Source organism: Candidatus Pelagibacter sp. PS_41, assembly GCF_059417725.1.
The window spans coordinates 888,653-913,231 of sequence record NZ_CM182062.1; the positions used below are offsets into that span (position 1 = coordinate 888,653).

Below are 24,579 nucleotides of genomic sequence, written 5' to 3' on the forward strand. Positions count from 1 at the left end.
TTTGTTGGATTTAATTGATATTTTTTTGCTTTTTAAGCTCTCTTAATTCATTGAAAGTACTTTCGCTTAAATCCTTTGAAAATTTCGATTCTAGCTCTTCAATTCTAAACTCTAAATCGTAATTTTTGAGATCTCTTGAAACCTCATCTAATAATTCAAACATCTTTTCTTGATTATTTTGATTACTATTTAAAATATGCTTGATGGAAGCAAACTTGAAAATTTTTTCTATTAATTGTGGATCAATAGGAATTTGCTCAAGCATAAGTTTCTCTCCACTTTTTAACTTTGATAAAAGAGTTTCATAGATCAATTTATTTTCATCACTGAACAATCTAATATTTTCAATTAAGTGAATATTTTCTTGAAAAATATCTAAGTTATTTAATATCAGATAAAGTAATGAAAACTCTTTAAGCTCTACCCCGCTTAATGATTTACTTTCATTGAAGTATTTTTGTGTAGATTGTAAAGATTTAATCTTTTTTGTATAAAATTGTTTTTTACCTATATTGCTATGCGGTGTTAAAGATGAGATTTTTTCTAAAAAAAACTCAAGCACATATTTTTTAATAAAATCATCTTTAATGGTTCGTGCAATAGATCTTAATTTTTTTTCAAAAATTGCCATTGATGAAGGATTATTGTCAGTTTGTTGTTTGTAGTGATTAAATATGAATTGATGAATAGAAATTTTTGCTTGTTTGGTAAAATCTATAAAATTAGCTTTACCATTTTTGTTTGCATAACTATCTGGGTCTTCACCATCTGGTAAAAAAAGAAATGAGATTTGTTTTTCAGGCTGTAATTCTTTTATTGAATTTTCAGCCGCTCTAAGTGCTGCTTTATATCCACTTTCATCTCCATCAAAACAAATAATTATGTCATCAAAAAATTGATTTAAAATTAAAATTTGTCTGTCAGTTAATGAGGTTCCAAGGTTTGCAACAACATTTTCTATTCCATTTTTACTTAAGCCAACAACATCCATGTAACCTTCAACAAGATACACATGATCAATTTTATTAGATAATTTTCGAGCTAAATCTAAATTATATAAGTTAGAACCTTTTTTAAAAAAGGGAGTCTCTGGGGAATTTATATATTTTGCACCGTAACTATTTTCATTAATAGTTCTTCCACCCAATCCAATAGGCTGACCAGAAATATTATTTATTGGAAATATTATTCTATCTCTAAATCTTTCTACATATGTATTTTTTTTTTCATCCAAATAAAAAAGACCACTTTCAACTAAAACTTTTTCACTAAATTGATCTTTTAATTTTTCATAAAAATTAGAATTTCTTTCAACAAATCCGATTTTAAAATTTTTTACCTCATCTTTACTAAGGTTTCTTTTTTTTAAATAGTCTCTTGCAATAGTTAAACTTTCATTTTTTAAAATTTCATCATGATAAAATTCGACATATTGGTTATAAATTGAAGAATACTCTTGCCAATTTTTCTCTCTTTCTTCATCTTGTTTTGAAAATGTGTATGGTCTCATCCCAGCAAGATTAGCTAGAGATTTTACAGCTTCACCAAATTTTAAATTTTGAGTTTTCATTACAAAATCAAAAATATTTCCGTGTTCTGATGTTGCAAAACAATGATAGAATTCTTTTTCATCATTGACCGTAAAAGATGGTGTTTTTTCTGTCTTAAATGGCGATAGGCCAACAAATTCTTTGCCTCTTTTTTTTAAGCTAACTGATTTTGAGACAACTGTTGAAACTTTTAAACGAGTTTTAATTTCGTCTAAGTATTCTTTGGGATATTTCATTATTTATTTAATAGTTCTTTAAGCAATGGTCCAGCTTTAGCAAAGTCTAAGTTGTCAGGATAAGACTTTTTAAGCTCACCCATCACTTTGCCCATATCTTTAATCGATGCTGCTCCTAATTTGCCTATTGTATCAACACATATTTTTTTAGTTTCTTCATCATTTAATTGCTTAGGCAAAAAACTAGACAATAGTTCAAATTCATTTTGCTCCACTTCTAATAAATCTTTTCTATCGTTCTTTTTATAGATCTCTATTGATTCGGTTCTTTGTTTGATCATTTTCTTCAAAAGTTTCTTGATGTCCTCATCGTCTGTTTCTTTTTTGTCAGGTCCAGATCGATTAACAATATCAAGATCTTTTATTGAAGATAAAATTAACCTATAGGTTGATATTTCTGACTTATTTTTTGCTTTTAAAGAATTTTTATAGTTAGTTTCGATTTTTTCTTTCAATGTCATAATATTTTTTAATCTACTGCAAAGTAAAAATTCTTCAAAAGAAAAATTGTTTTTTTATAATTTTATAATACATCTCTGTTGCGGTAATTAAGGTTTTATTGTATTAACCTTTAACTCATGAGTTGTAATTGATCAAAAAAGCGAAAAAATCTAGCTCAAAAAAAATCTCTCAGATTCCCACAGGCATTTTAGTTCTTGAAAATAAAACAATCTTTAAAGGTATTGGTATTGGATATCAGGGAGCTGCGACTGGCGAAGTTTGTTTCAACACTTCCTTAACAGGATATCAAGAAATTATCTCAGATCCATCTTATGCCGGACAAATCATTAATTTTACGTTCCCTCACATTGGTAATGTTGGAACTAATAAAGAGGATTTAGAGTCTGACCAGGTTTGGACTAAAGGTGTAATTTTTAACTCTGAAATAACAAGTCCTTCTAATTACAGATCTTTCGTTAACTTGGACATGTGGTTAAAAAAAAATAAAATTGTAGGGATCACTGGACTTGATACTAGAAGTTTAACTAATTTTATTAGAGATAAAGGTGCTCCAAAAGGAACAATATCTTTTTCTAAAAATAGTAATTTTAATATAAGTAAATTAACTAACATTACTAACAAATGGAGTGGATTAAATAATTTAGATCTAGCAGAACAGGTTACTACTAAAAAAAGTTATATTTGGTCAGGGTTTAAGACTTGGAAAAAAGAAACTGGTTATTTAAAAAATAAGAAAAATTCATTACATGTTGTTGCTATTGATTATGGAATAAAAAAAAATATCTTAAGATATTTTTCAGATCTAAACTGTAAAGTAACTGTTGTTTCTTGCAAAACTACTGCAAAAGATATTTTAAAGCTAAAACCAAATGGTATCTTTTTATCTAATGGTCCAGGAGATCCTGCGGCAACTGGAAAGTATGCTATCGAAATTATAAAAGAATTAATCAATAAAAATTTACCTATTTTTGGTATTTGTCTAGGTCATCAAATTCTTGCACTAACGCTTGGTGCAAAAACTAAAAAAATGAAATTAGGTCATAGAGGAGCTAACCATCCTGTAAAAAATCTTCTTAAAGATAATGTGGAAATTACAAGTCAAAACCATGGTTTTGAAATTGTAAGAGCAACGCTTCCTAAAAATATTGAAGTCACTCATAAATCTTTATTTGATAATTGTATTGAGGGAATTAGATTAAAAAATAAACCAGTTTTCTCTGTTCAGTATCATCCTGAATCAAATCCAGGGCCACAAGATAGTGTTTATTTATTCAAAGAATTTTTTAATAACATGAAAAAAAATGCCAAAAAGAAAAGATCTTAAAACTATATTAGTTGTTGGTGCTGGACCAATAATCATAGGTCAAGCTTGTGAGTTTGATTACTCCGGTACGCAAGCTTGTAAAGCACTTAAAGATGAGGGTTATAAAGTTATCTTAATTAATTCTAACCCAGCAACTATCATGACAGACCCAGGTGTGGCTGATAAAACTTATATTGAGCCGATAACTTTAGGGGTGCTTGAAAAAATTCTTAAAAAAGAAAAACCAGATGCAATTTTACCAACCATGGGTGGTCAAACAGCTCTGAACTTAGCAATGGCCGCTGAGAAAAAAGGTCTTTTAAAGAAATATAAAATCGAACTTATTGGTGCAAATTCTAAAGCAATATCCAATGCTGAGGATAGAAAAAAGTTTAGAAAAAATATGTTGGATATAGGTCTAGACCTTCCAAAATCTAAAGTTGTAAATCATGTTAACGACGCTGCAAAGGTTTTAAAACAAATTGGGCTACCTGCAATAATTAGACCAGCTTTTACTCTAGGAGGACTGGGTGGAGGAATTGCAAAAACAGAAAAAGAATATTTTATAATAGTTAAAGATGGTTTGCATGAGTCCCCTGTTAGTCAAATTTTAATAGAAGAGTGCCTTGAAGGTTGGAAAGAGTTTGAAATGGAAGTTGTCAGAGATAAAAAAGACAACTGTATTATTATTTGTTCTATTGAAAACATTGATCCAATGGGAATTCACACAGGAGACTCAATTACAGTTGCGCCTGCACTAACCCTTACTGATAAAGAATATCAAGTGATGAGAAATGCTTCTATTGCTTGTCTTAGAAAAATTGGAGTAGAAACAGGTGGATCGAACGTACAATTTGCAATCAATCCTAAAGATGGCAGGATGGTTATCATAGAAATGAATCCAAGAGTTTCAAGATCTTCAGCCCTTGCTTCTAAGGCAACTGGATTTCCAATAGCAAAAGTTGCTGCCAAACTGGCTATCGGTTACACGCTTGATGAATTGAAAAATGAAATTACCAAAATAACCCCTGCCTCATTTGAGCCAAGTATTGACTATGTTGTAACAAAAATTCCACGATTTACATTTGAAAAATTCTCAACATCTGAGGCAATTCTTGGGACATCAATGAAATCTGTTGGTGAAGCGATGGCAATTGGTAGAAACTTTAAAGAGTCTTTACAAAAAGCTTTAGTTTCTCTTGAAATTGGCTTTTCAGGTCTTGATCGTATTTTTCCATTAAACAAAAAACAAATTGAAAAAGAATTAAGAAAAAATATTCCAAACAGAATACTGTTAGCTGCAGAAGCATTTAGAAAAAAAATAAATATCAAAAGAATTCATCAACTTTGTAAAATAGATCCTTGGTTTTTAGAACAGATAAAAGAAATTGTTGATGAGGAAAACCAAATTCAAAGAAAAGGTCTACCTAAAGATTACAATGAATTTAATAGAATTAAGTCCATAGGTTTTTCAGATAAAAAATTATCTGAAATCACTAAAATTCCTGAAGACCTTGTTAGAAAAAAAAGAACTGCTTTAAAAGTATTACCAGTTTACAAAAAAGTAGATACCTGTGCTGCTGAATTTAAATCGTTCACTCCTTATATGTATTCTACATACCAAAGAAACTATGCTTTAAATTCAGAGTGTGAGGCAGACCCCTCTTCTAGAAAAAAAATAATAATTTTAGGTGGCGGACCAAATCGTATAGGTCAAGGTATTGAATTTGACTATTGTTGTTGTCAGGCAAGTTATGCACTTAAAGAAAGTGGCTTTGAAACTATAATGATTAACTGTAATCCAGAAACAGTTTCAACGGATTACGATACTAGTGACAGACTATATTTTGAACCTCTAAAAGAGGAGTATGTTTTTAATATTATTAAAAAAGAACAACAAAAGGGAAACCTTGTAGGAATCATTGCTCAGTTTGGTGGACAAACTCCTATAAGACTTGCTAAATTTTTACATGATAACAAGCTTCCAATTTTAGGTACACAATATACATCCATAGATCTTGCTGAAGATAGAGATAGATTTAGTAAATTACTTGATAAGTTAAGATTAAAACAAGCAGAAAGTGGTATCGCTCAAAATTACAAACAAGCTATTCAAATTGCTGAAAAAATTGGACTGCCTTTAATGGTAAGGCCATCCTATGTATTAGGTGGTAGAGCAATGGAGATTGTCTACGAAAAAAGTCAGCTTAAAAATTTTGTAGAAGAAGCTTTTAAGGCTGCAGAAGAAAATCCAATACTGATAGATAAGTTTATAAGTCACGCAATGGAAGTGGATGTAGATGCCATATCAGATGGAAAAGAAGTTTATGTGGCAGGAATTATGCAGCACATTGAAGAAGCCGGAATTCACTCAGGGGACTCTGCTTGTTGCCTTCCCCCTGTATCAATTAAACCTAAGCTAATCGCTGAAATAGAAATTCAAACTAAAAAATTAGCCATAGCATTAAAAGTAAAAGGTTTCATGAATATTCAATTTGCTATTAAAAATGATGAAATTTATGTAATTGAAGTTAATCCGAGAGCTAGTCGAACTGTTCCCTTTGTCTCTAAAGCTAAAGGATTGCCACTTGCAAAAATTGCCTCAAGGGTGATGGCTGGAGAAAAGTTATCTAAGTTTAATTTAAAGAGTAAAAATAAAAATTTATTTGCTGTCAAAGAAGCAGTTTTCCCTTTCAATAAATTTCCAAACAGTGATGTTTTATTAGGCCCTGAAATGAAATCTACGGGAGAAGTGATGGGGTTTGATAAAGATTTTGGAATGGCTTATGCAAAAAGCCAAATCGCTGCATCAAATTCACTACCCACAAGAGGCTTAGCGTTTATTTCTTTAAAAGATGGTCATAAGGATGAAGGAGTTGATTTAGCAAAACAACTCTTAAAGTTAAATTTTACTTTATGTGGAACTGGTGGCACCGCAGAGTACATTCGTAAGCATGGAATGAAATGTAAAACCATCAATAAAGTTAGTGGGGGATCACCACACATTGTTGATGTGTTAAATTCTGGAAAAATTGCATTAGTGATTAATACAGGGGGCGGAAATAGTGAACACCGTCTTCATGATGCAATGGCTTTAAGAAGAGCGACCCTGGTTAATAAAGTTCCTTATTGTACAAACATGTCTACTGCTCAAGCTTGCTTAATGGGAATTAGATCTTTAAAGACAAAAGAGATTACAGTTACAGCACTTCAAGATATTTAACATGAAGACAGTCCAGTATTTGCAATACTAAAAATCATATCTTCGTAACTCATATCAAGGTTTAAAACACACGATCTATAGAAATAACCTGTTCGTAGACCTGGCATTAAATTTGCTTCTATAAAATGAGGAATGCCAAAGTGATCCATCTTAATATCTATTCTCCCTAAAGATTTTCCACCTAGTGCTTTAAAAGAATCTTTTGCTAGTTTTGAAAGTTTATCAAAAATACCAACACTATATTCTTTGCCTGCTAAATAAGTTTCAACCAATGAAGGTGAGTTTTGTTTTATTTTAATGTCTAATACTTTTGCTAATTCTATGCAAAAATTAGACTAAGCTACTTTCCAATCAGTTGGGAAAGTTACATAGTTAACCTGAAGGCATCTTCTTTCTTTAACTATTTTTTTCTTCTCCATGCCATGCCAAGTATTAGGTCCACTTGAAAAGAGATAGCCATAATTATTTTTATACGGAACTGTTTTAACTTTCTCTAATTTTTCATTATAAAAATCAGTACCAAGGTCTTCAGATTCGTTGGCATTATTAACAAAAATTAAGCCTGACAATAGTTTTTCTTTGATATCACAGTGAGGTTTTAACCAGAACCCTTCCCTATCACAAATAACCTCAACTCTAACGTATGAATTAGACAAATCTTTATTGATCATTTTCGAAATAGCTTCATGAGTTTCTTTTGATTGAAGCTCGTTAATAAATTTAACTAAATTTGGAAATTGTTTTTCATTTTCTTTTGTAACAAAACATCTAAATTTAATAGCTTGGCCACCAGATGCGTTACCTTCTCTAAATTCAGCAGCACCTCCATCTATTGCTCGTGTGCCATCATAATTTAAATCATGTTCCCTAACATCAGGTATATCTGCAGTTATAATTTCTTGAATTGCTCCATCGGTTAATACATTGGTATATTCCCAGTGTGTAAAGGGTGTGTCATGTTTTTTTGCGTTATTTTGAATTGAATTTAAAAATGACATTATTGTTTAATTTTATGATTTATTATTTTTGCTACTCTATTCGTTTCATCAAGCTTTTGATAGTTCCAATTTTCTAAATCTTCTCCTAAATTTCTAGTTATATTCAACTCTTTAAATAAATTTCTAAATTTTTGAAAACGATTGTCATTTTTCTTAGGCTCAATATTTGCAATATAAATTGGCTTTCCTGTTAGTGCTGCTTCTGAAATCATTGAACTAGAATCGCATGTTACAACAATATATTTGGAAATTGCTAATGCTGATAAATAAGCTTTTTTGTCCACATCATCAATAACAGTATGATTTTCTCCAAAAAATTCTTTGGCATAATTAATAATATTTTTTGGTGTCCTCATCGATGGAATAACTACTAACTGAAAATTATTATTTTCTACTAAGGTTTTTAAATTAGTAAAAATTTTTTCAACATTTTCAGTCGAATAGTCATAATATTTAGTTGGGCCACCAATAATTAGGGTTATAATTTCTCTTTGATCTTTTTTAATAAATGAATCAAGATAGTTTTGATTTGTTAGAATTTCTTCTTTTGTTAAATAGTGTATTGCTCCTTTTGTATTAATTACATTTTCTCCAGTAATTCCGTCATGCTCAGGCGCTACAATGAAATCAAAGTTTTTAAAATTTACTTTTGGATTTTGAATATGAATATTAATAACTTTTTTATTAGAATTCTTTTTTAAGTGAATGGATGGGATTACACTTTTTCTACCACATGAAATAATTACATCAAAGTCAGATGATATTATTTTTTTATAAACATTGCTTGAAACTGGTGTTAGCTTCGGTGGAAATAATTTCCAAAAACTATTAAGTTCAATCTTCTCGTGTATAAAATCTAGATCAAGAGCTTTGGCTAAGCCTTCAACTTGACTAATCATGCCATGCATACCCTCTGTCAATAATAACCCTTTTAATTTTATCATTTATCCTTATATAACTTCTGCATGAGTGAAAATCCAACTAAACACACAAAAGTGTTAATAATAGGTTCAGGTCCCGCAGGTTATACAGCGGCTGTTTACGCTGCAAGAGCAATGCTAAATCCTATTCTAGTTTACGGATCTCAGCCTGGTGGACAATTAACAACAACAACAGATGTAGAAAATTACCCTGGATTTTCTGATGTAATTCAAGGTCCATGGTTAATGGATCAAATGAGAGATCAGGCAAAAGCAGTTGGAACTGATCTAATTGAAGATCATATTTCATCTGTAAATTTAAAATCAAAACCATTTGAGGCTATTGGTGATAGTGGACAAAAATATACAGCAGATAGCATCATAATTTCTACAGGTGCTCAAGCAAGATGGTTAAATTTAGAGTCTGAACAAGCCTATAGAGGATTTGGAGTTTCAGCTTGTGCAACATGTGATGGTTTTTTCTTTAAAGAAAAAGTTGTAGCAGTTGTTGGCGGTGGAAATGCAGCTGTGGAAGAAGCAATGTTTCTTACAAAGTTTGCATCAAAGGTAAAATTAATTCACAGACGAGATACTTTAAGAGCAGAAAAATTACTTCAAAAAAAATTAATGGAAAATAAAAAAATTGAAATAATTTGGGATAGTGCCGTTGAAGAAGTTATTGGGGATAGTGAACCTAAGAATGTTAAAGCTATTAAGATTAAAAATTTAAAAACTAATAAAATTGAAGAAATGAAAATAGATGGCTTGTTTATTGCAATTGGTCATGATCCAGCAACGGCTCTTTTTAAGGAACAATTAGAGATGGATAAAGAAGGATATTTGATTACCAAGCCAGATTCTACAGAAACTAATGTCCCTGGGGTTTATGCTGCAGGAGATGTTAAAGACAAAACTTTTAGACAAGCTGTAACTGCTGCTGGTATGGGTTGTATGGCAGCATTAGAAGCTGAAAAATTTTTATCTCACTAAATATTATTTAAGTTCTAATTTAAGCTTTTACAAAAAGTAGATATTTTTTCTAAAGCCTTTTTAAGATTTTCCATTGAAGTTGCATAAGATATTCTAAAAAAACCTTCTAAACCAAATGCAGAACCTTGAACAACTGCAACTCCACTATTTTCTAATAAAGACTGAACAAAATCTGTATCCGTTTTAAGTTCTTTACCGCTTGTATCTTTTTTCCCCATTAACTCTTTGCAACTTGGAAAAACATAAAATGCTCCATCTGGATTTAAACATTCAATCCCATCAATTTCATTCAATGCTTTAACAACAAAATTTCTTCTTTCTTGAAATGAAGTTGCTCTCTCTTTAATAAAATCTTGAGTTCCATTTAATGCTTCAACAGCTGCAGCTTGACTAATTGAAGATGGATTTGTTGTTGATTGTGATTGTATTTTAGCAATTGCTTTAATGATATCTTTTGGTCCAGCTGCATATCCTATTCTCCAGCCAGTCATTGAGTAAGCTTTACTTACACCATTCATCGTTAGAACTCTTTCTTTCAAGCTATCAATTTGTGCAATAGTAAAAAATTTAAACCCTTCGTACGTTACATGCTCATAAATATCATCACTTAAAATATGGACGTGAGGATGTTTTGCTAAAACATCTGCAATTTCTTTAATATCACTTTCAGTATAACAAGCACCCGTTGGGTTTGATGGTGAATTTAATATGATCCACTTTGTTTTTGGAGTGATATGTTTTTCTAATTCAGCTGGATTAATTTTAAATCCTTGTTTTTCATTGCACTCCAAAATAATTGGAGTTCCACCAGCTAATAAAACCATATCAGGATAAGAAACCCAATATGGCGCAGGAACTATAACCTCGTCCCCTTCATTTAGGGTTGCCATCATAGCATTATAAATTACATGTTTTCCACCAGCACCAACTGTGATTTGATCAGTTGTGTAATCTAGATTGTTTTCTCTTTTAAATTTTTTAACAATAGCATCTTTTAAAGCTGGTGTTCCATCAACTGCTGTATATTTAGTATCACCCTCGTTAATAGCTTTTATGGCTGCTTGTTTAATATTATCAGGTGTATCAAAATCAGGTTCTCCAGCTCCAAGGCCTATAACATCTTTTCCAGCAGCTTTTAACTCTCTTGCCTTTTGAGTTACAGCAATAGTTGGTGAGGGTTTAATTTTTTTTAGACTGTTTGATATAATGCTCATTGAAATATATTTTTATTCTAATAGTTTTATAGATAATGCCAAATACATATCAAGATTTAATTACTGAAATCCAAAGTAAAAATCCAGAAATTCACCAGAAACTGGAAGGTGGACAAAAATTTAAACTTACAACAGAATTTAAACCTGCCGGTGACCAGCCGGAAGCAATAAAACAATTGGTTAAAGGAGCAAATAAAGATGAGTTAAACCAAGTCTTACTTGGTGTAACAGGTTCTGGAAAAACTTTTACAATGGCACAGGTTATTCAACAAACTAATAGACCAGCTCTTATACTGGCTCCAAACAAAACATTGGCAGCTCAACTTTATGGAGAGATGAAATCATTTTTTCCAGAAAATGCTGTTGAGTATTTTGTGTCTTATTATGATTACTATACTCCTGAAGCCTATGTTCCAAGATCTGATACCTATATTGAAAAAGAAGCATCCATTAATGAACAAATAGATCGAATGCGTCACTCAGCAACAAGATCACTTCTTGAAAGAGATGATGTGATTATTGTTTCCAGCGTTTCTTGTATTTATGGATTGGGCTCTGTTGAAGCTTATAGCAAGATGACTTTAAGTTTAAAAAGGGATTACGATTATAACAGAGAAGAATTAATAAAGACCCTGGTGCATTTACAATACAAAAGAAATGACCAAAATTTTTATAGAGGAACTTTTAGGGCAAGAGGAGAATATATTGAAATATTTCCATCTCACCTTGAGGATAGAGCTTGGAGACTTAGTTTGTTTGGTGACAAATTGGAAAAAATTGAAGAATTTGATCCTTTAACAGGAAATTTATTGAAAGAATTAGATGTTATAAAAGTTTATGCCAATAGTCACTATATCACTCCAAAACCAACCATAGAACAAGCAGTCATAAAAATAAAAAGAGAATTAGAGTCAACTTTAAAAAAATTTAAAGAACAAAATAAACTTCTAGAGGCACAACGATTAGAAGAAAGAACTAAATTTGATTTGGAAATGATCGAAGCAACTGGTTCTTGTGCTGGAATTGAAAACTACTCAAGATTTTTATCGGGTAGAAAACCTGGAGAACCACCCCCTACTCTGTTTGAATATTTTCCAGATAATACATTAATTTTTGTTGATGAGTGCCATGTAACTGTTCCACAATTAAATGGAATGTATAAGGGAGATAGATCTAGAAAAAGTAATCTTGCAGAATATGGTTTTAGACTACCCTCTTGTATGGATAATAGGCCACTTAAATTTGAAGAGTGGGATGCAATGAGAACTCAAACAGTTTTTGTATCAGCAACACCTGGTCCTTGGGAATTAGAGCAGACTAAAGGTAAGTTTGTTGAACAAATAATAAGGCCTACTGGCTTAATAGATCCACCAGTTGCAATCAAACCAGCTAAAAACCAAGTCGATGACGTAATGCATGAGTGTAAGAAAACGATCGATAAAAATTTTAGAGTATTGATTACAACTTTAACTAAAAAAATGGCTGAAGATTTAACTGAATATTTTCACGAAAATGGTATTAGGGTCAGATATCTACATTCTGATATCGATACACTTGAGAGAATAGAAATTATGAGAGATCTAAGACTAGGAGTTTTCGACGTCTTGGTTGGTATAAATCTTTTAAGAGAGGGGCTTGATATACCTGAGTGTGCATTAGTTGCAATTCTAGACGCTGATAAGGAGGGATTTCTAAGATCTGAAACTTCACTAATCCAAACTATAGGAAGAGCAGCAAGAAATTTAGATGGCAGAGTCATTCTTTATGCCGACAAGGAAACTAAAAGTATAAAAAAAGCAATTCAAGAAACTGATAGAAGAAGAACAATACAGGTCGCCTATAACAAAAAACATAATATTGATGCAGCCTCAATTAAAAAAGAAATAAATGATGTTTTGGAAAGTGTTTATGAAAAGGACTACCTAAAAGTTGGAACAGGTGACAATATTGGTGGTAACTTAAAGAAACATTTAAAACAATTAAATAAAAGAATGAAAGATGCTGCAACCAACCTTGAATTTGAAGAAGCTGCAAAAATTAGAGATGAAATAAGAAATCTTGAAGCGTCAGAATTAGAAATTGTATTAAATCCAAAAGTAAAACACTATAATCAAGAAAATAGAGTGTATCCAAAAGGTAGATCTACAATGGGTCTACCTGGTACAAGAGCTCAAAAAGGTAAAAAAAAATGGAAGCAAACAAAATAATTATCACAGGAGCTGCAACAAGAATGGGTGCTGCTATTGCAAAGAAACTCTCAGGTCCAGGGGTTGAAATGATTATTCATTACAATACTTCTAGGACAGAAGCTGAAAAATTAAAAAAAGAATTAATAAAAAATAAAACAAAAGTTTATTTAGTAAAAGGAAATCTTGCAAAAGAACAAGATCTTAAAAAAATCATAAAATTTTCTAAAGATAAATTAAAATACTTTGATTGTTTGGTAAACAATGCTTCATTATTTGAAAATGATAATTTAAAAAATTTTACCTCTAAAAGTTGGGGAAATCATATTAATGTAAATTTAAAAGCACCAGCATATCTTACAAAAGAATTTGCAAAAAATACTAGAGGGAAAAATAACAATATTATAAATATAATTGACCAAAGAGTTTTTAAACTAACTCCTTTTTTCTTTTCTTATACTTTAAGCAAAACAGGGCTTTATACTCTGACAAAAACAAGTGCTATGGAGTTAGCTCCAAATGTAAGGGTTAATGGAATAGCACCAGGTCCTACTATAAAAAACAAAAGACAAACCGATAATCATTTTAAGAAACAATATTTGGCAACCCCTTTAAAAAGACAGGTAAATGTAAAAGATATTTGTTCAGCTGTTGACTTTTTTATCAAAAACAGTTCAATTACAGGTCAAGTAATTGCAATTGATAGTGGGCAAAGTTTAAATTGGCAAACACCAGATGTAATTGGAAAAGAATGAAAAAAAATAACTTTAGAATTATTAAACTAGATAAAACAAAAAACTTATTTAATTACGAAAAAAAAATTTTAATTAAAGAGCTAACTTTAGATTTAAAGCTTGGATATTATGATTTCGAAAAAGAAAAATCACAAAAAGTAAAATTTTGCCTTGAAATTGACTATGAGGACAGAAAACCAACAAATGACAAGGATATTAAGTCAATTGTAAATTATGGTCAGGTTGTAAAATTGATTAAAAAACTTGTTAAAAATAAACATTACAATTTTTTAGAAACATTGGCTGAAGATGTATTTGATGTATTATTTAAAGATAAAAGAATTGGAAAAATCATGCTTCAAATTGAAAAACTAGAAATTATAAAAGAATGTGCCTCTGTTGGTATCCAAATTACCAAAAAAAGAAGTCATGAAAAGCTCTGAATTAGGTAAAGACGTAATCAGAAAAGAGCTCCCATTAATTCCTAAAAGCCCTGGAGTTTATAGAATGTTAAATCATAAAGATGACATTTTATATGTAGGAAAAGCAAAAAATTTACCCAATAGATTAAAGAGCTATGTATCAGAAAAAAATCATATCATTAGAACAGAGAGAATGTTGTCACAAACATTTAAATTAGAAATCACTACTACAGCAAATGAAAGTGAAGCTCTACTTTTAGAGGCTAATTTAATCAAAAAATATAAGCCTAAATTCAATATTTTACTTAAAGATGACAAATCTTTTCCTTTTATTTTTATCAGCAATAAAGATAAGTGGGCTCAAGTTACAAAACATAGGGGAAAAAAAGACAAAGAAGGTTTTTACTTTGGGCCTTTTGCTTCTGCGGGAACTGCTAATTGGACCATAAAAATGTTGCAAAAAATTTTCCAAATAAGAGTTTGTGATGATGGAACTTTCAAGAATAGGAAAAGACCTTGTATACTTTATCAAATAAAAAGATGTTCTGGTCCTTGTGTTGATTACATAAGTAGAGATGACTATAAAAAATCAGTAGATCAAGCAATTCAATTTGTGTCTGGTAAATCAAGAGACATACAGAAAAACCTATCTAAACAAATGGAGGAAGCTAGTGAGAAACTTGATTTTGAACGAGCTTCTATTTTTAGAGATAGAATAAAATCTTTAAATATAATTCAATCATCTCAAAGGATTAATGAAGCAAATCTGGTAGATGCAGATGTAATCGCAGCGTACAAAGAATCTGGTAAAACTTGTATTCAAGTATTTTTTTATAGATCAAAACAAAATTGGGGTAACCAAGCCTATTTTCCAAAACATGATTCGGATCAAGAAATTTCTGAAATAATGTCGTCTTTCTTAATGCAATTCTATGAAAATAAAAGTGTTCCAAAATTAATAATCATTAATAGTGATATCAACGATAAAAAACTAATTGAAGAAACTTTAAGTAAAAAAGAAGGAAGTACTATTTCAATTAATATAGCAAAAAAAGGATCTAAAGCTAAAGTAATTGCCATGGCTGAAAAAAATGCCAAAGAGTCACTTAGTAGAAAAATTTATGAAACAAATAACAATAAAGATTTGTTTGATGGTGTTGTTAAAAAATTTGAACTTAAAAACAATCTAAACCTTGTTGAGGTTTATGATAACAGTCATATTTCAGGTGCAAATAGTGTTGGGGCAATGATTACTTTTGGAAATGAAGGGTTTGTGAAAAAAAGGTATAGAAAGTTCGACATTAAAACAAAAGGTTCTGAACAAGATGACTTTGCTATGTTGAAAGAGGTTCTTTCAAGGAGATTTAAAAGAGCAATGTTAGAAAAGGGGAACTATTTAACTCTACCAGATTTGATATTAATTGACGGTGGTAAAGGTCAATACTCAACTGCCAAAGAAGTGCTAGACGAGTTTGGTTTACATGACCTTCCAATGATTGCTATTGCTAAAGGTAAATTAAGAAATAGTGGTGATGAAACTTTTTTCTATAATGGAAAAACATTTAAATTTGATAAAAATGATCCTACCCTATTCTTTTTACAAAGGCTTCGTGATGAGGCTCATAGATTTGCTATTACTTCTCATCGGGCTAAAAGAGCAAAAGGCATTACAAAATCACTTTTAGACCAAATTGATGGTATTGGATCTATTAGAAAAAGAGCATTATTAAACCATTTTGGTTCAGCTCGAGCAGTTGAATCAGCTAGTTTTGATGAAATAAAATCAGTAGAAGGTGTTGAGGAAAAAGTGGCAAAAAAGATATATAACTTTTTTCACGAATAATTATGCTTAAAAAAATTCCAAACATTTTAACTATCGGCAGAATAATAATTGTTCCTTTTTTTGTTCTAGCATTTTACTTACCAGGTTTTTATGGTGACTTAACTGCTTTCGCTTTATTTTTAATTGCTTCATTTACAGATTTTTTAGATGGGATGCTTGCAAGAATGTTGGGTGAAGAATCTAAATTAGGTGAATTGTTAGACCCTATTGCTGATAAAATTATTGTTGCCACAGCATTAATATTGCTTGTGATGAGTGGGACAATTAAACATTACGAAGTTATTGCTGCAATTATCATATTAACAAGAGAAATTCTGATTTCGGGTTTAAGAGAATTTTTAGCAAAAGGGAAAATCAGACTACCTGTATCTAATTTAGCAAAATTAAAAACTTTTTTACAGATGGTTGCTATAGCACTTTTATTAACTGGTGAAACTGGAAATAAAATTTTGAACTTCCAAGACTATAATGCACAAACTATTGGAATAATCTTGCTTTGGCTTTCTGCTTTTTTGACTTTATATACTGGTTATGAGTATTTAAGAAAAGGTATTGATCATGCAATGTCTGAAGACAGTAAAAATTAATTTAATTGCTTCTTACTAAAGCTTGATAGCTTTCATTTAAATCAATTATAGTTTCACAGACTTTAAATTCATTATCAGCTATACAAGATACAGGCGTAACCTCTGCTGCTGTTCCAGTTAAAAAACAACCAACAAAATCTTTGAGCTCTTCAGGTTTAATCTTTCTCTCATGGATCTTAATCCCTTTTGATTTTGCAATATCAATAACTGTTCTTCTTGTAATTCCATCTAAAAAGGAATCTGGGATTGGAGTATGCAATTCATTGTTCTTATCTTTAAAAAATATATTTGCTCCAGTAGCTTCTGCTACATTGCCTGCATGATCTAACATTAGAGAATCAGTGTATCCTTGTTGCTCCGCCTCATGCTTGGATAAAGTACAAATCATATACAATCCTGAGGCTTTAGTATCCCAAGGTATTGTATTTGGAGCTGGTCTTCTCCAGTTTGAAATATTTAACCTAATTCCATTTATTTTTAATTTAGGATCAAAATAAGAGCCCCATTCCCAAGTAGCTATTGCAACATGTATTTTTGTTTGTTGAGCAGAAATTGCCATCATCTCACTACCTCTCCAAATCATTGGTCTTACATACCCATTTTCAATTTTTTGTACTGAAATGATTTCATTAGATGCTTGGTTTATATCTTTTTCAGAGTATGGAATTGTAATTCCCATTCGTTTTGCTGAATAAAAAAGTCTTGAAGTGTGTTCCTCTAATTTAAAAATCTTACTATCATATACTCTTTCACCTTCAAAAACGCAGCTGGCATAATGAAGACCATGATTTAGTATATGAATTTTAGCATCAGCCCAATCAACAAGCTCATTATTATACCAAATTTTACCAGATCTTTTGTCGTAGGGTATCATGTGTGAAATTTTTTTTAATTATTTTTCAAAATTATCTTTGTATCTATAATATGTCAATATAACTTACCAATAATGAAAGAACTTTTATATTTAAAAGATGATCAACTTAAAGAGTTAATAGAGAAGTTGTTTACAAGCTATAGAGAAATCTTTGCAGACTCCAAAAAAACCTTGGATAAGTACTCAATTGGGATAGCACATCATAAGGTTTTACACATTCTTTCTATGTATCGAGGTATTACAATTTCAGAACTACTAAAAAAACTTAACATTACTAAACAAAGTTTAAATCGTGTTTTAAAAGATTTGATCAAACTAGAAGTTGTTTTTTTTGAAAAAGATCAGCAGGATACAAGGGTAAAACATATTTTTTTAAATGATAAAGGAGAAAAAATTTTTAATGACATATTCTCCACTCAAAAAAAGCGAATTTATAATGCTCTTCTAAACTCAAGTTCAGAGCAAGTTATTAATTTTGATAATGTACTAAAAAAAATAATTAATGAATGATTTTATAGCCCATATCTTAGTAGTTGATGATGATGATGGAATAAGATCATTAATAAAAAAATTTTTAAATGAAAATAATTTTTTAGTTACGACTGCTAATAGTGCTGAAAATGCTAAAGAAAAAATATTAATAGTAAAATTTGATTTGATCATTCTTGATGTGATGATGCCTGGAAAAAGTGGTTTAGATTTTATAATGGAAAATAAATCAAATATTGATACACCAATCATTCTTTTAACTGCCAAAGGAGAAACCGAGGATAGAGTTAGTGGATTAGAAATAGGTGCAGATGATTATTTGCCAAAACCTTTTGAGCCTAAAGAACTAGTATTAAGAATAAAGAATATACTAAATAAAACAAAGAAAAATGATTTAAAGAGAATTATAACTTTTGATAATATAAAAATAGATTTAAATAAATTGCTAATCATTAAAAATGATAGTGAATTTAAAATTAACAATACTGAAAAAATTATTTTAGAAAAAATGATTAATAACCCTGGAAAAACTTTTTCAAGAGAAAGTATTGGTAAATTAATTGATTTAGACAAAGAGAGATCAATTGATGTTATAATTACAAGACTAAGAAAGAAAATTGAACTTGATCCAAAAAATCCAAAATATTTGCAAACTTTAAGAGGTGCTGGCTATGTCTTATGGATTGAGTAGCTTTATTAAAAATTTATTACCTCGTAGACTATTTTACCGTGCATTACTAATTGTTGCAGTACCAATAATAGTTTTGCAATTGGTTATCACCATTGTTTTCTTTGATAGTCTGTGGATTAAAACAAATAAAGGAATGACACGAGCACTTGTAGGTGAAATGAAAACTTTCATCGTAGCCTATGACAATGGTAAATATAATAATAATGATTTGTCAGGTCTTTTTTCAATTTACCTAGATCTTAACGTTGAGTTTAAAACAGATGATTCATTTGAATTACCTCAAAAACAAAGGTGGTTTAGTCCTATAGATCGAACATTAAGAAGAGAATTAAAATCAAATATTGGAACTAATAATTATTGGTTTGATACAACGACATATAAAGAGCTCATTCATATAAATATTAAACATAATGATGGTTATTTTGAATTTTTTATTCCAAAGGACAGGGTAACCAGCACATCCGCCAGATTGTTTGGATTATGGATAACCCTTCCAGCATTGCTGATGATAAGTATAGCTATAATATTTCTAAAAAATCAAACTCGCCCTATTGTAAATCTTGCAAAAGCTGCTGAGAAATTTGGAAGAGGTGAAAAAGTTGATGAGTATAGACCTTCTGGTGCAATGGAAATCAGACAGGCAGGTCTAGAGTTTGATAAAATGCGAAAAAGAATCATGAGACACCTTAATCAAAGATCTGAAATGTTATCTGGAATAAGTCATGACTTGAGAACACCATTAACAAGATTAAAATTACAACTCTCCTTTATTGAAGATAAAGATCTATCAAAAAAAATGTCTGCAGATATTGATGAGATGGAAAAAATGTTAAACGAATATTTACAATTTACAAGTTCAACTTTTGTAGAAAAAGATGAGACTTTTGATATTTCAGAATTAATAGAAGATATAATTAAAAAATATAATAATAAAGACATATCAAATAAAATCATACCAAGAATCTACATGAGTGGTCGAAAGAATTTAATTAAGAGATCTATTAATAATCTTATTGATAATTCAATTAAATATGCCAAAAAAATTGAAATACAATTAAATAAAAAAAATAATAATATTACAATTACTTTAGATGATGATGGGATTGGTATTCCTAAAAATGAATATCAAAATGTATTTAAACCCTTCTACAAAATAGACAAGGGAAGAGCTGACTCTAAATCAAGCGTAGGTCTTGGGTTAGCCATAACATCAGATATCATTAAGTCTCATGGTGGAAATATTATACTAGAAAAATCTCACTTGAATGGCTTGAGAGTTAAGGTTTTTTTACCTTTGTAGCTTTCTTTTTTAAATTATTTTTTTCTAGTTTTTCTAATTTTTTTTCAAGATTTTCTACTCTTTTAATTAAAATATCAGTTTCCTCTTTACTAACTAGCTTCATTTTAAAAACTATTTCATCTCTCTTTGATTTTAAAACATTTATAATTTCAGAACTTAAATCTTTATAAGAAATAAGACCTTGCTCAAATAGCTTAGCTAATTTATCAATTACAAATTTAGATTTTGTCATATATTCATTTATAAAATTAATATACTTTATAAGTAGTTTTTAAAAAATGTTTATTAATAATTTTGACCCAGTCGCCTTTGAAGTTTTTTCACTAGAAATTAGGTGGTATTCTTTGGCCTATATTTTTGGAATAGTGCTTGGTTGGATTTATTGTAAAAAAAAATTAATTAAAGATCCCATTGTACTTGATCTATTTGATGACTTTATTACCTATTTAATCATTGGTATAATTTTAGGTGGAAGAATTGGTTATGCCCTATTCTACAACTTCTCATATTATATAAACAATCCATTAGAAATTCTAATGGTATGGAATGGTGGGATGTCATTTCATGGTGGTTTAATTGGAGTTATTCTATCCTGTGTAATATTTGGAAAAAAACATAAAATTAATTCATTTATCTTTTTAGATTTAGTTGCGCTATCAGCTCCTATTGGTATTTTTTTTGGTAGAATTGCAAACTTTATAAATTCTGAACTTTATGGAAGAGCTACAGATTTGCCTTGGGGTGTTCAATTTGTATTAATAGATAATATCAAAAGACATCCTTCTCAAATTTATGAAGCTTTTTTTGAAGGTATTATTCTTTTCTTTATACTAAATTATCTTTTTAAACGAAAATATATTGTAACACCTGGAAAACTTTCTGCTTTATTCTTAATTTTTTATTCTTTGTTTAGATATTCTTTAGAGTTTTTCAGAGTGCCAGACCCACAAATTGGATTTCTATTTTTAAACTCAACTTTAGGTCAAATCATAAGCCTTCTGTTTTTTGTAATTGGAGTGCTTCTATTTTATTTAAAAAAAAATGAAAATTAAAAATGGTGATAAGATTACTCTAGATGAATATATAGAGGAGTCTCTCTATAATAAAAAATTTGGATATTATGTTAAAAAAGTTCCATTTGGAAAAAGTGGTGACTTTATTACTGCACCCAATATATCTGTATTATTTTCTGAAATGCTGGCAATTTGGGTAATTTCGTTTTGGGAAAATCTAGGTTGTCCAAAAAAATTTAATTTAATAGAGCTAGGTGCTGGTAACGGTGAAATGATGAGGGTATTAAATAAAACATTTTCAAAATTTCCAAAATTTTTTAGTGCTTGTAAAATTAATATATTGGAAAGAAGTAAATTACTTAGAAAAATTCAAAAAAATATTATCAATAATAATAAAATTAGATGGCTAAATAATTTAGATCAATTGAATAATCTGCCTTGTATTTTTCTAGCAAATGAATTTTTTGATGCATTGCCAATTAAGCAATTTATTAAAAAAGAGAAAAAATGGCACGAAAGATATGTAAAATTTATAGATAATACACACAAAGAATATTTGGATATACCACTTGATATAGAGAAGTTTGAAAAAAAAATTAAATTTAAGATTTCAGATAAACAAACTTTTATTGAATATTCACCTCAAGCTGATGATTATTTAAAAAATATAACCAATAAAATTAAAAAAAATAATGGTGGGGTATTAATAATTGACTATGCTTATGTTGATAAAAAAATAAAAAATACACTTCAAGCAGTATCAAAACATAAGTACTGTGGTGTTCTCGATGAATTTGGAAATTCAGATATTACTTATAACCCAAACTTTGATTTGATCATTAAAATGCTGAAAAGATTTGGCACTTTTAATTCTTTAATGACTACACAAAAACATTTTCTAACAAAGCTTGGAATAATGGAGCGAGCTGAAATTATTTCTAAGAATATGCAATTTAGTGAAAAGGCTGATATTTATTTTAGAATTCAAAGATTAATTGATGAAAAACAAATGGGAAAATTATTTAAAGTATTGTTTATAACAAATCATAAAAATAGATTCAAACTAGGGTTTGGTAATGATTAAATCAAAAAAGCTTAGTAAGTTACAAAATTTAAATCATGCTTTTTTCAATAGAGCTGGGGGCAAATCTACTGGTATTTTTAAAAGTTTAAATTGTGGTCCTGGATCGAATGACAATAAACGAAATATCTTAAAAAATCTTAATATTGTTAAAAAAAAAATTAATACTACTGCCAAAAAAATTGTTTTACTAAAACAGGTGCATAGTAATAAATTTCATTTTATAAGTAAAAATACACAAGTTCCAAAAAAAAAACTTGAAGGTGACGCTTTAATTACAAATAGAACAAATCTTCCAATTGCAGTTCTAACTGCAGATTGTGCGCCTATTCTTATACATGATAAAAAAACAAAAATGATAGCCGCAATACATGCTGGCTGGAAAGGTGCTTACAAGGGTATCATTCAAAATGTTATTAATTTTATGATTAAAAAAGGTTGCTCTTCTAACAACATAACTGCTGTTATAGGGCCCTGCATATCTGTAAATAATTACGAGGTTAAAGAAGATTTTATCAAGAAATTTATAAAAAAAGATAAAAAGAATGTCCTTTTTTTTAAAAAAACAAAAGATAAAAACTACTTTAGTTTAGGTAAATATATTCATCATCAACTAAAAGCTCTAGATATTAAGAATATTGATGTTATCAAAAAAGATACATTTGTCTTAAAAAACAATTTTTTTAGTGCAAGACGATCTATCAGGCTTAATGAGAATGATTATGGTAGAAATATTTCAGTAATTATGATTAATTAAGTTTATCTCATGAAATTATTAACTGGAAATAGCAATAAACCTCTCAGTAAGAATATTTCAAAATATTTAAAAACAAAACTTGTTAACTCAAGTATCAAAAAATTTTCTGACGGTGAAATTTATGTTGAAATAAATGAAAATATTAGAGGTAATAGCATCTTTATCCTTCAGTCTATTTCATCACCAGCGAATGATAATTTAATGGAATTATTACTTTGTATTGATGCATTAAAAAGATCTTCAGCAAAAAATATTACTGCTGTTATTCCATATTTTGGATATGCTCGACAAGATCGTAAAGTTGTCCCTAGAACTTCTATTTCAGCAAAACTAGTTTCAAATTTAATTACTAAAGCTGGTGCCGATAGAGTAGTGACAGTAGACCTTCATGCTGGCCAAATACAGGGCTTCTTTGATATTCCTGTAGACAATTTATTTGCTACACCCATTTTTGCAAGACATGCCAAAAAAAATATTAAAAGTAAAAATATTATTTGTGTTGCTCCAGATGTTGGAGGAACCGAAAGAGCAAGAGCTCTTGGTAAAATGTTGGATGCTGATCTTGCTATTGTAGATAAAAGAAGACCTAAACCAGGACAGTCAAAGGTTATGAATGTCATTGGAAATGTTAAAGATAAAACGTGTATCATAGTTGACGATATAATTGACTCGGGTGGAACTATTGTAAATGCAGCTAAAGCTCTTAAAGATCGAGGTGCAAAAGAAGTTTTTGTTTATATTACTCACGGCGTTCTTAGTGGAGAAGCTGTAGAAAAAATTAAAAAATCAGTTATTAAAAAATTAGTAATAACTGACACAATTGATAATGGGAATAAAATTAAAAATGTTAAAAATATAGAAGTTTTGCCTATTTCAACCCTTATGGGAGAAGCAATTAAAAGAATTTCCAATTCGACCTCTGTTTCAGATTTATTTAAATAATTATCTTGAGTTATTAACAAACTTGGGCTAGAAACCTCTTTTTTATGAATTCACTTGATGCAAATACTAGAGACTCAAAATCTAAAGGGGATGTTAGATCTCTTAGGTTAGCTGGTAACATTCCAGGTATAGTCTATGGTGGTCCTGAGCAAAACCAAAAAATTACTGTATTAAAAAAGACAGTAAAATCTTTACTTGATAAAGGAAGTTTTTTATCAAACATAATAACTCTTAATTTAGACGGTAAACCTCAAAATGTTTTACCAAGAGAAATTAGTTATAATGTATTATCTGATGAGCCAACTCATATTGATTTTTTAAGAATTGTACCTGGTGTAAAAATTAGAATTGAGGTGCCTGTTGAATTTATTAACCATGAAACATCTCCAGGTTTAAAAAGAGGTGGAGTATTAAACATAGTTAGAAGAAAAATTGAATTAAAGTGTCCAAGTGAAAAAATTCCATCTGTAATTACATTGGATTTGGAGGGTGTAGATATTGGAGAAAGCTTTAAAATCTCTGCAGTTAAACTAGAAGAGGGTGTAACACCAACAATTACAGGTAGAGATTTTGTGATTGCAACTTTAGCGGCTCCTACAGTAATGAAAGAGCCTGAGAAACCAGCTGAAGAGGCTGCGGCAGAAGAAGGTGCAGCAGAAGAAGGTAAAGAAGCAGCTCCAGCAGCAGCTGATGGTGATAAAAAAGATGGCGATGACAAAAAAGCCTCTGAAGAGAAAAAATAATTAACTAATCATAGTGAAGTT

At 29.8% G+C, this 24,579-nt stretch carries 24 protein-coding genes; 16 read left to right on the forward strand and 8 right to left on the reverse strand.

Going from position 1 to position 24,579, the window contains the following annotated elements; all coding sequences use genetic code 11:
* Nucleotides 1-10: 10 nt before the first annotated feature.
* Together dnaG and AC5SL8_RS04920 are read right to left on the reverse strand one after the other, a co-directional pair.
* Nucleotides 11-1,786 (reverse strand): DNA primase, encoded by a 1,776-nt coding sequence (gene dnaG, locus AC5SL8_RS04915; protein ID WP_494579383.1) that lies wholly within the window; start codon nt 1,784-1,786, stop codon nt 11-13.
* Complete coding sequence (locus tag AC5SL8_RS04920) at nt 1,786-2,247, reverse strand: GatB/YqeY domain-containing protein (RefSeq protein ID WP_494579385.1); 462 nt, start codon at nt 2,245-2,247, stop codon at nt 1,786-1,788. The genes dnaG and AC5SL8_RS04920 overlap by 1 nt, the downstream gene beginning before the upstream one ends.
* A 128-nt stretch (nt 2,248-2,375) precedes the next feature.
* Here AC5SL8_RS04920 and carA point away from each other — a divergent pair, with 128 nt between their 5' ends.
* Together carA and carB are read left to right on the forward strand one after the other, a co-directional pair.
* The gene (gene carA, locus AC5SL8_RS04925; RefSeq protein ID WP_494579387.1) at nt 2,376-3,572 is read left to right on the forward strand and encodes a glutamine-hydrolyzing carbamoyl-phosphate synthase small subunit; all 1,197 of its coding nucleotides are present in this window, start codon (nt 2,376-2,378) and stop codon (nt 3,570-3,572) included.
* Nucleotides 3,550-6,774: a carbamoyl-phosphate synthase large subunit gene (carB, locus tag AC5SL8_RS04930; RefSeq protein WP_494579389.1), complete on the forward strand. Its 3,225-nt coding sequence runs from the start codon at nt 3,550-3,552 to the stop codon at nt 6,772-6,774. Before carA ends, carB begins: the two co-directional genes overlap by 23 nt.
* Here carB and AC5SL8_RS04935 read toward each other — a convergent pair.
* The 3 genes from AC5SL8_RS04935 to AC5SL8_RS04945 all read right to left on the reverse strand — a co-directional run bounded on the left by AC5SL8_RS04935 (nt 6,771) and on the right by AC5SL8_RS04945 (nt 8,716).
* Nucleotides 6,771-7,046: a hypothetical protein gene (locus AC5SL8_RS04935; protein WP_494579391.1), complete on the reverse strand. Its 276-nt coding sequence runs from the start codon at nt 7,044-7,046 to the stop codon at nt 6,771-6,773. The two genes, carB and AC5SL8_RS04935, sit on opposite strands and share 4 nt — an antisense overlap.
* 63 nt (nt 7,047-7,109) lie before the next feature.
* On the reverse strand, nt 7,110-7,772 hold the full coding sequence (locus AC5SL8_RS04940) for a hypothetical protein (RefSeq protein WP_494579393.1): 663 nt from the start codon (nt 7,770-7,772) through the stop codon (nt 7,110-7,112).
* Nucleotides 7,772-8,716: a mitochondrial fission ELM1 family protein gene (locus tag AC5SL8_RS04945; protein ID WP_494579395.1), complete on the reverse strand. Its 945-nt coding sequence runs from the start codon at nt 8,714-8,716 to the stop codon at nt 7,772-7,774. The genes AC5SL8_RS04940 and AC5SL8_RS04945 overlap by 1 nt, the downstream gene beginning before the upstream one ends.
* Nucleotides 8,717-8,737: 21 nt before the next feature.
* Here AC5SL8_RS04945 and trxB point away from each other — a divergent pair, with 21 nt between their 5' ends.
* Complete coding sequence (gene trxB, locus AC5SL8_RS04950; protein ID WP_494579396.1) at nt 8,738-9,682, forward strand: thioredoxin-disulfide reductase; 945 nt, start codon at nt 8,738-8,740, stop codon at nt 9,680-9,682.
* A 14-nt stretch (nt 9,683-9,696) separates the two neighbouring features.
* Here trxB and AC5SL8_RS04955 read toward each other — a convergent pair whose 3' ends face one another.
* The gene (locus AC5SL8_RS04955) at nt 9,697-10,896 is read right to left on the reverse strand and encodes a pyridoxal phosphate-dependent aminotransferase (protein ID WP_494579397.1); all 1,200 of its coding nucleotides are present in this window, start codon (nt 10,894-10,896) and stop codon (nt 9,697-9,699) included.
* A 35-nt stretch (nt 10,897-10,931) separates the two neighbouring features.
* Here AC5SL8_RS04955 and uvrB point away from each other — a divergent pair, with 35 nt between their 5' ends.
* From uvrB to pgsA, 5 genes are read left to right on the forward strand one after another with little or no spacing between them, the layout of a single operon-like run.
* Entirely contained in the window at nt 10,932-13,103 is a 2,172-nt protein-coding gene (gene uvrB / locus AC5SL8_RS04960) for an excinuclease ABC subunit UvrB (protein WP_494579399.1), read from the forward strand.
* Nucleotides 13,085-13,837 carry an SDR family oxidoreductase gene (locus AC5SL8_RS04965; RefSeq protein ID WP_494579401.1) on the forward strand — a complete coding sequence of 251 codons (753 nt, stop codon included), beginning with the start codon at nt 13,085-13,087 and terminating at the stop codon, nt 13,835-13,837. Before uvrB ends, AC5SL8_RS04965 begins: the two co-directional genes overlap by 19 nt.
* On the forward strand, nt 13,834-14,259 hold the full coding sequence (locus tag AC5SL8_RS04970) for a dihydroneopterin aldolase (RefSeq protein ID WP_494579403.1): 426 nt from the start codon (nt 13,834-13,836) through the stop codon (nt 14,257-14,259). The genes AC5SL8_RS04965 and AC5SL8_RS04970 overlap by 4 nt, the downstream gene beginning before the upstream one ends.
* Nucleotides 14,246-16,081 carry an excinuclease ABC subunit UvrC gene (gene uvrC / locus AC5SL8_RS04975; protein WP_494579405.1) on the forward strand — a complete coding sequence of 612 codons (1,836 nt, stop codon included), beginning with the start codon at nt 14,246-14,248 and terminating at the stop codon, nt 16,079-16,081. The genes AC5SL8_RS04970 and uvrC overlap by 14 nt, the downstream gene beginning before the upstream one ends.
* A 2-nt stretch (nt 16,082-16,083) precedes the next feature.
* The gene (gene pgsA, locus AC5SL8_RS04980; protein ID WP_494579406.1) at nt 16,084-16,668 is read left to right on the forward strand and encodes a CDP-diacylglycerol--glycerol-3-phosphate 3-phosphatidyltransferase; all 585 of its coding nucleotides are present in this window, start codon (nt 16,084-16,086) and stop codon (nt 16,666-16,668) included.
* 1 nt (nt 16,669) lies between these two features.
* Here pgsA and AC5SL8_RS04985 read toward each other — a convergent pair whose 3' ends face one another.
* The gene (locus AC5SL8_RS04985) at nt 16,670-17,542 is read right to left on the reverse strand and encodes a branched-chain amino acid aminotransferase (RefSeq protein WP_494579408.1); all 873 of its coding nucleotides are present in this window, start codon (nt 17,540-17,542) and stop codon (nt 16,670-16,672) included.
* A 72-nt stretch (nt 17,543-17,614) separates the two neighbouring features.
* On the opposite strand from AC5SL8_RS04985, the gene AC5SL8_RS04990 reads away from it, so the two are divergent.
* From AC5SL8_RS04990 to AC5SL8_RS05000, 3 genes are read left to right on the forward strand one after another with little or no spacing between them, the layout of a single operon-like run.
* Nucleotides 17,615-18,052 (forward strand): MarR family winged helix-turn-helix transcriptional regulator, encoded by a 438-nt coding sequence (locus tag AC5SL8_RS04990; protein ID WP_494572892.1) that lies wholly within the window; start codon nt 17,615-17,617, stop codon nt 18,050-18,052.
* Complete coding sequence (locus AC5SL8_RS04995) at nt 18,045-18,722, forward strand: response regulator (RefSeq protein WP_494572893.1); 678 nt, start codon at nt 18,045-18,047, stop codon at nt 18,720-18,722. Before AC5SL8_RS04990 ends, AC5SL8_RS04995 begins: the two co-directional genes overlap by 8 nt.
* Nucleotides 18,703-20,022: an ATP-binding protein gene (locus AC5SL8_RS05000; RefSeq protein ID WP_494579410.1), complete on the forward strand. Its 1,320-nt coding sequence runs from the start codon at nt 18,703-18,705 to the stop codon at nt 20,020-20,022. The genes AC5SL8_RS04995 and AC5SL8_RS05000 overlap by 20 nt, the downstream gene beginning before the upstream one ends.
* Here the strand turns inward: AC5SL8_RS05000 and AC5SL8_RS05005 are convergent.
* A complete protein-coding gene (locus AC5SL8_RS05005; protein ID WP_494572895.1) occupies nt 20,000-20,254 on the reverse strand; it encodes a hypothetical protein in 255 nt (84 codons plus the stop codon). The two genes, AC5SL8_RS05000 and AC5SL8_RS05005, sit on opposite strands and share 23 nt — an antisense overlap.
* Before the next feature lie 46 nt (nt 20,255-20,300).
* On the opposite strand from AC5SL8_RS05005, the gene lgt reads away from it, so the two are divergent.
* The 5 genes from lgt to AC5SL8_RS05030 are packed head-to-tail and all read left to right on the forward strand — an operon-like array spanning nt 20,301 to nt 24,558.
* Complete coding sequence (gene lgt / locus AC5SL8_RS05010) at nt 20,301-21,074, forward strand: prolipoprotein diacylglyceryl transferase (RefSeq protein WP_494579412.1); 774 nt, start codon at nt 20,301-20,303, stop codon at nt 21,072-21,074.
* A complete protein-coding gene (locus AC5SL8_RS05015; protein ID WP_494572897.1) occupies nt 21,064-22,119 on the forward strand; it encodes an SAM-dependent methyltransferase in 1,056 nt (351 codons plus the stop codon). Before lgt ends, AC5SL8_RS05015 begins: the two co-directional genes overlap by 11 nt.
* On the forward strand, nt 22,112-22,873 hold the full coding sequence (gene pgeF, locus AC5SL8_RS05020; protein ID WP_494579413.1) for a peptidoglycan editing factor PgeF: 762 nt from the start codon (nt 22,112-22,114) through the stop codon (nt 22,871-22,873). Before AC5SL8_RS05015 ends, pgeF begins: the two co-directional genes overlap by 8 nt.
* 9 nt (nt 22,874-22,882) lie before the next feature.
* Entirely contained in the window at nt 22,883-23,815 is a 933-nt protein-coding gene (locus AC5SL8_RS05025) for a ribose-phosphate pyrophosphokinase (RefSeq protein ID WP_494572899.1), read from the forward strand.
* Between the two features lie 44 nt (nt 23,816-23,859).
* Nucleotides 23,860-24,558, forward strand: coding sequence for a 50S ribosomal protein L25/general stress protein Ctc (locus tag AC5SL8_RS05030; protein ID WP_494579415.1), 699 nt, complete (start codon nt 23,860-23,862; stop codon nt 24,556-24,558).
* The last annotated feature ends 21 nt before the right edge of the window (nt 24,559-24,579 follow it).